Origin of the sequence: Bacillus sp. AFS018417, from assembly GCF_002560985.1 — a bacterium.
Classification (GTDB): domain Bacteria; phylum Bacillota; class Bacilli; order Bacillales; family Bacillaceae_G; genus Bacillus_A; species Bacillus_A rhizoplanae.
This window is the reverse complement of the sequence record NZ_NTTM01000041.1, coordinates 149253-156597: the sequence shown is the minus strand read 5'-3', so window position 1 is coordinate 156597 and position 7345 is coordinate 149253. Positions and strand designations below refer to the sequence as shown.

5 protein-coding genes are annotated in these 7345 nt (G+C 36.3%); all 5 read right to left on the bottom strand.

Features of this window, described 5'->3' with window-relative positions; all coding sequences use genetic code 11:
- Positions 1-158: 158 nt before the first annotated feature.
- Positions 159-2633 (bottom strand): DNA gyrase subunit A, encoded by a 2475-nt coding sequence (gene gyrA / locus CN326_RS16980; RefSeq protein ID WP_098310162.1) that lies wholly within the window; start codon positions 2631-2633, stop codon positions 159-161.
- Positions 2634-2724: 91 nt separating this feature from the next.
- Positions 2725-4647, bottom strand: a complete 1923-nt coding sequence (gene gyrB / locus CN326_RS16975; RefSeq protein ID WP_098310161.1) for a DNA topoisomerase (ATP-hydrolyzing) subunit B — start codon at positions 4645-4647, stop codon at positions 2725-2727.
- A 38-nt stretch (positions 4648-4685) separates the two neighbouring features.
- Positions 4686-5813: a DNA replication/repair protein RecF gene (recF, locus tag CN326_RS16970; protein ID WP_098310160.1), complete on the bottom strand. Its 1128-nt coding sequence runs from the start codon at positions 5811-5813 to the stop codon at positions 4686-4688.
- A 12-nt stretch (positions 5814-5825) separates the two neighbouring features.
- Positions 5826-6038 carry a S4 domain-containing protein YaaA gene (gene yaaA, locus CN326_RS16965; RefSeq protein WP_098310159.1) on the bottom strand — a complete coding sequence of 71 codons (213 nt, stop codon included), beginning with the start codon at positions 6036-6038 and terminating at the stop codon, positions 5826-5828.
- A 123-nt stretch (positions 6039-6161) separates the two neighbouring features.
- Positions 6162-7307, bottom strand: a complete 1146-nt coding sequence (gene dnaN / locus CN326_RS16960) for a DNA polymerase III subunit beta (RefSeq protein ID WP_098310158.1) — start codon at positions 7305-7307, stop codon at positions 6162-6164.
- Positions 7308-7345: the final 38 nt, after the last annotated feature.

The window sequence follows — 7345 nt, the reverse complement described above, 5'->3', positions numbered from 1 at the left end:
GTTTCAGCGACTTTTATAATATAACATAACATTTCATGTTCGTCAACAATTTGTTGTAATATTTTGTTTCAGTGAATTGCTGACTCTGCCTATTATATAGACTTCACTCCTCCTATGCAAGCACTTTTTATAAAAAAAGAAGAATAAGGAGAATCCCCTTATTCTTCTGAGCTTTCTTGATCTTCTTGTATGTCTTCTTCATCTTCTTTTTGTGTTTTTGCTACCGTCGCTACTTCTTGCTCGCCTTCTAAACGAATTAAACGAACACCTTGCGTATTACGTCCCATTTGAGAGATTTGATCAACCGGCATACGAATCAAAACACCTGCTGCTGTAATCAGCATAATATCTTCTTCACCATTTACAGACTTAACAGCAATTAACTTGCCATTCTTATCTGTAATATTACATGTTTTAAGACCTTTACCCCCACGGCTTTGGAGGCGATATTCTTCAACTGGTGTCCGCTTACCATAACCATTTTTCGTTACAATTAAGACATCCATTTCTTCTTCAACGATTTCCATGCCAACTACTTGATCTTCCTCACCTAACGTAATAGCCTTCACACCCGCTGCATTACGTCCCATCGAGCGAACATCTTGTTCATGGAAGCGAATTAACATACCGTTACTTGTTCCCACAATCATATCTTTTTCGCCTGTTGTTAATCGAACAGAAATAACTTCATCATCTTCACGAAGTGATATTGCAATTAAACCATTATTACGTATGTTAGCAAACGATGAAAGGGGTGTTCTTTTTGCAATACCCTGTTTCGTCGTAAAGAATAAGTAATGGTCATCACTAAATTCTCGGATTGGGATAATCGCATTTACCCATTCATCTTTATCTACTTCTAATAAGTTGATAATTGGTATACCCTTAGCTGTACGGCTATACTCTGGGATTTCATATCCCTTCGTCCGGTATACTTTCCCTTTATTTGTGAAGAATAGAATATGATCATGTGTAGATGTTGTTAACAAATGTTCTACAAAATCATCATTGTTCGTCCCCATACCTTGAACTCCACGTCCGCCACGATTTTGCGTTTTGTACGTAGAAGCTGGCAAACGTTTCACATATCCATTATGAGTAAGTGTGATTACAATGTTTTGCTCTGGAATTAAATCTTCATCCTCGATTGCTTCCATACCGCCAATTGTAATTTCTGATCTTCGTGTATCATTAAAGCGATCTTTAACTTCTGTTAATTCTTCACGGATAATTTCAAGAACCTTCTCTTCATCTGCGAGAATTGCTTTTAGCTCCGCAATCAACGCAAGTAGTTCTTGATATTCTTGTTCGATTTTTTCACGCTCTAATCCTGTTAAACGTTGCAAACGCATATCTAAAATTGCTTGTGCTTGCTTTTCGCTTAAGCCAAAACGTTCCATTAATCCTTGCTTTGCAATGTCTGCTGTCTTCGAATTACGAATTAGAGTAATTACTTCATCAAGATGATCTAACGCGATGCGTAAACCTTCTAAAATATGAGCACGAGCTTCTGCTTTCTCTAATTCATATGCAGTACGTCTACGGATAACGACCTTCTGATGATCCAGGTAATGATATAGACATTCTTTTAAATTTAATACTTTTGGTTCTCCATTTACGAGCGATAGCATATTAATACCAAAGCTTGTCTGAAGTGCTGTATGTTTATATAAGTTATTCAATAACACATTTGCATTTGCATCTCTTCGTAATTCCATGACAATACGCATACCATTTCGATCTGATTCATCACGCAAATCTGTAATACCATCAATCTTTTTTTCTCGAACAAGCTCTGCAATCTTTTCAATCAACCTTGCTTTATTCACTTGATATGGTAGTTCAGTTACAATAATAGATTGTTTCCCATTTGCCTTCTCTTCGATCTCTACTCTTGCACGAAGAATTACTGTACCACGCCCTGTTTCATATGCTCTTCGAATTCCACTTCGTCCAAGAATTTGACCAGCTGTTGGAAAATCTGGGCCGTGAATATACTCCATTAATTCTGCGATTGTAATCTCTGGATTGTGACTTAACGCTAATACCCCATCAATTACTTCACCAAGCTGATGCGGAGGAATATTCGTTGCCATACCAACCGCGATACCAGTTGCACCATTTACTAATAAATTAGGAAAGCGCGCAGGTAATACAATTGGTTCTCTTTCCGAACCATCATAGTTATCTTGATAATCAATTGTATTTTTGGTGATATCACGCAATAGTTCCATAGAAATTTTGGACATTTTTGCCTCTGTATAACGCATCGCGGCCGCCGAATCACCATCGACAGAACCGAAGTTACCATGTCCATTTACTAGCATATAACGTTGACTAAAGTCTTGAGCCATTCGCACCATTGTCTCGTATACAGCTACATCACCATGCGGATGATACTTACCAATTACTTCACCAACGATACGCGCTGATTTCTTATATGCTTTATCAGCAGTAATCCCTAAATCGTTCATCGCATATAAAATTCTGCGGTGAACAGGTTTTAATCCATCACGAACATCTGGCAGTGCACGAGATACGATAACGCTCATCGCATAATCTAAAAACGAGGTACGCATTTCTTGGCTAATATTAATTTCTCGAATTCGGCCTTGTTGTTGGTTGTCTGACATCAACCAGCACCTCCTCATTACATTTCCGATCGATATACTATGTTCATTTATACGTAGAAGACAGGAATACTCCGATTCCTGTCATCAATCATTAAATATCAAGGTTTTTCACATATTTTGCATTTTCTTGGATAAAGTTACGACGTGGTTCAACTTTATCACCCATTAAAATTTCAAATGTTTCATCTGCTTCAATTGCATCTTGAAGCGAAACTTGAAGAAGTGAACGTACTTCTGGATCCATTGTTGTTTCCCATAGCTGCGTTGGATTCATTTCTCCAAGACCTTTATAGCGTTGAATACCTGGTTTTGGTTGTTTCGGCATCTCCACTAATATACTTTCAAGTTCTCTATCGTTGTAAGCATACTCAACTCTCTTACCTTGTTGCACTTTATATAATGGCGGCTGTGCAATATATATATAACCGTGCTCAATAATTTGACGCATATAACGGTAGAAGAACGTTAATAATAGGGTACGAATATGAGCGCCGTCGACATCAGCATCCGTCATAATAATAACTTTGTGATAACGCGCCTTTTCAATATCGAAATCTCCACCAATACCAGTCCCAAGTGCAGTAATAATTGTTCGCACCTCATCGTTTGATAAAATTTTATCTAAACGTGCTTTTTCTACATTAATAATTTTTCCTTTAAGCGGTAAAATCGCTTGGAAGTGACGATCACGCCCTTGCTTTGCCGAACCACCCGCGGAATCACCCTCTACGATATAAATTTCACTAATAGAAGGATCTTTAGAAGAACAATCTGCAAGTTTTCCTGGCAAGCTTGATACTTCTAGCGCACTTTTTCTGCGTGTTAACTCACGAGCCTTTTTCGCCGCTACACGTGCACGCGCTGCCATCGTTCCCTTATCTACAATTTTTCGAGCGACATTTGGGTTTTCAAGTAAAAACTTTTCAAGTGCTTCAGAGAAAACTGATTCTGTAATTGTTCTCGCTTCGCTATTTCCGAGTTTCGTTTTCGTTTGCCCTTCAAATTGCGGATTTGGATGTTTAATGGATACAATAGCCGTTAAACCTTCACGAACATCTTCACCCGTTAAATTACTATCAGCATCTTTTAAAATATTATTTTTTCGGCCATAATCATTAATCACACGTGTTAATGCTGTTTTAAATCCAACTTCATGCGTACCACCTTCATACGTATGAATGTTATTTGTAAATGAATAAATGTTAGTTGTATATCCTTCGTTATATTGAAGAGCAACTTCAATTTGAATTCCGTCTTTCGAACCTTCTACATATACCGGTTCCTCATGTATCGGTTCTTTAGAGCGATTTAAATGCTCAACATAAGACTTAATACCGCCTTCATAATGGAATTCTTTCTTTTGTTTATGTTCACGTTTATCTTCAATTGTTAGTTTAATATTACGATTTAAAAACGCTAGTTCTCGTAAACGAGTTGCTAACGTATCAAATTCATATTCCGTAGTTTCAGTAAAAATTTCTGCATCTGGTTTAAAGCGCGTTATTGTTCCTGTATGATCTGTATCTCCAATTACTTTTAAATCCGCAACTGGAATACCACGTTCATACTTTTGATAATGGATTTGTCCGTCACGATGAACAAATACCTCTAATTCTGTTGATAATGCGTTCACGACAGAAGCACCTACACCATGTAAACCGCCAGAAACTTTATAACCGCCGCCGCCGAATTTACCACCTGCATGAAGAACCGTCATAATAACTTCTACAGCAGGGCGACCCATTTTCTCGTGCATCCCAACCGGAATACCACGGCCATTATCTGTTACTGTAATACTATTGTCTTCTTCAATAGCTAGATTAATCTCATCACAATATCCTGCTAATGCCTCGTCAATACTATTATCAACAATTTCCCATACAAGATGATGAAGACCTTTTCCACTAGTTGAACCAATGTACATCCCCGGACGTTTTCGAACTGCTTCTAATCCTTCTAACACCTGTATTTGACTTTCATCATATGCGTTTTCTTCAATTTGTTTTTGTTCCATTGACACAAAGATCACCTACTTTTCCATTTAGACAGAAGCTATTTATCTTCTTCTCCACAATCCACTGTGCCGTTCGTTACATGAATTGTTTTTGCTTGTTTTAATGTATCATGCTCAATTCCATCAACACTTGTCGTTGTCACAAACGTTTGCACCTTTCCTTGAATCGTATTAAGCAGATGTGATTGTCTGTAATCGTCTAGTTCCGATAACACATCGTCTAATAAAAGGATCGGATATTCGTTAACTTCTGAATAAATCAATTCGATTTCAGCTAACTTTAGGGAAAGTGCGGTCGTTCGTTGTTGCCCTTGCGAACCAAAGACTTGAACATTTTTACCATTAACGAAGAATTGTAAATCGTCACGATGAGGCCCAATTAAGGTTGTACCACGGAAGAGTTCACGTTGTTTCACAGATTGGAAACTTTCATAGTATACTTCTTTTATTTTCGACAAATCCATGGATTCTGATACATCTATACTTGGTTTATAGACTATTTCTAGCTCCTCAAGTCCTCTGCTAATTCCCCGATGGATTGGAGCTGCCCATTCTTGTAATAAACGTAAAAATTCAAAACGTTTTTTTAATACTTTTACGCCATGTTCAATGAGTTGAAGTGTAAACACATCTAGCATAGCTTCATCATTCGTACTGTTTCCTTGCATTTTTTTGAGCAAATGATTACGCTGTGTAAGAACTTTTTGGTATTGACTTAATTCATACAAATATACAGGAGCTATTTGTCCAAGCTCCATATCTAAAAAACGTCTTCGTACTTGAGGACTTCCCTTTACAAGGTTTAAATCTTCAGGAGCAAACATAACAACATTCATTACGCCAATATATTGACTCAATTTTTGTTGCTCAAGTTGATTTAACTTCGCTTTTTTTCCTTTTTTGGAAACGTTTAGTTCTAAGGACAAAGAGTTATTTCGTTTTTGCAGTCTCCCTTTTATTCTACCATAATCTTCATCCCATCTGATAAGTTCACGATCATTAGAAGTTCGATGAGATTTAGCCATCGCTAATACATAAATCGCTTCCATCAAATTTGTTTTTCCTTGCGCATTTTCACCAATAATTACGTTTACTTTATCTTCGAAGGAAAGATCTAACTGTTCATAATTACGATAGTTTTGTAAATGTAATTCTGTAATATACAAAGGGATCCCCCTTTATCCTTGAACTTGAAATGTTCCGATCCCCGGAATTTCAACAATATCATTTGTATATAATTTTCGGCCTCGTCTATTTTCAGGCTCTTTATTCACATACACTTCATACTCTTGTAAAAACCATTTTACCGCTCCGCCTGTATCAATCACGTCAGCAAGTTTTAAAAATTGTCCTAATGTAATATATTCTGTCGAAATTTGAATATGTTTCATACAAATCGCTCACTTTCTAAAAGTGTTCATTCTTTCATTGTACTAAATAAACAAGCATTAGGAAAGTAATAGGGAAAAATCAAAAGGGTTACCAGTACCTTTACACTAGTAACCCTTATCTTTTTAGTACGTACGTACTGGTAAAATTAATTGAGTAATGGAATCATCGTTCACAGTACGAATTAAAAATGGTCTCATTGCACCAGTGAAGCTAATTTTAATTTCTGTACTATCCAATGCTTTTAATGCATCCATCATATATTTTGCACTAAACGAGATTTTCAACTCTTCTCCTTCAATTTTCTCACACTGAACTTCTTCTACTACTTTTCCGATTTCTGGAGAATTCGATGAAATTTCTAACATTTGATCTTCTAAAGTTGCTAATTTCACAACATTATTACGTCCGTCCCTTGCTAATAAAGACGCTCGATCAATTGCTTGTAAAAATTCTTTTGTATTTACAAAAATATCCGTTTTACTATCCGGTGGGATTAGTCTTGTTGTATCAGGATAGTTACCCTCTAACAATCTAGAGAAGAACAATAAATGCTTCGTCCGGAATAATACTTGGTACTCCGTTATAACAATATCTACCACTTCTTCTGATTCATCAAGAATCTTACTTAACTCATTTAAACTTTTTCCTGGAATAACAACATTTGCTTGAAATTCATTCAAAATAGTTTGTCCTGCAATTTTCGCTTTACGAAGCGCTAAACGATGACTATCTGTTGCAATACAAATCAACTCGCTGTTATATACTTTCCAGTTTACACCTGTCAAGATCGGGCGTGTTTCTGATGTAGATACAGCAAACACAGTTTGACGAATCATATGTTTTAACAGATCCGTTGGAATTTGAAATACATGATGTTCTTCAATCTGTGGTAACAATGGATATTCAGCTGCATCTAAACCATTTAAGTTAAACTCGGATTTCCCAGATTTTATTTTTGTCATAAAATGACTTTCTACAGAAATTTCAACTGTATCTTTCGGTAGTTTTTTTACAATTTCACTAAAATATTTTGCTTGTAAAATAATACTTCCTGATTGTATGACTTCTACAATTTCTTTTCCATCCTCTTCAATTGGGATAAAGGATTCGATGGATATATTGGCATCACTGCCTGTTAATGTAACACCTTCTTCATTTGCTACGATCTTAATCCCTGTAAGAATTGGAATTGTTGTACGAGAAGAAACAGCTTTCATTACATCTTGTACACTTCTGACAAGGTAATCTTTTTGAATTGAAAAATGCATAACGAAAACCTCCGGCAAGTATAAAATTGGTTTTATTT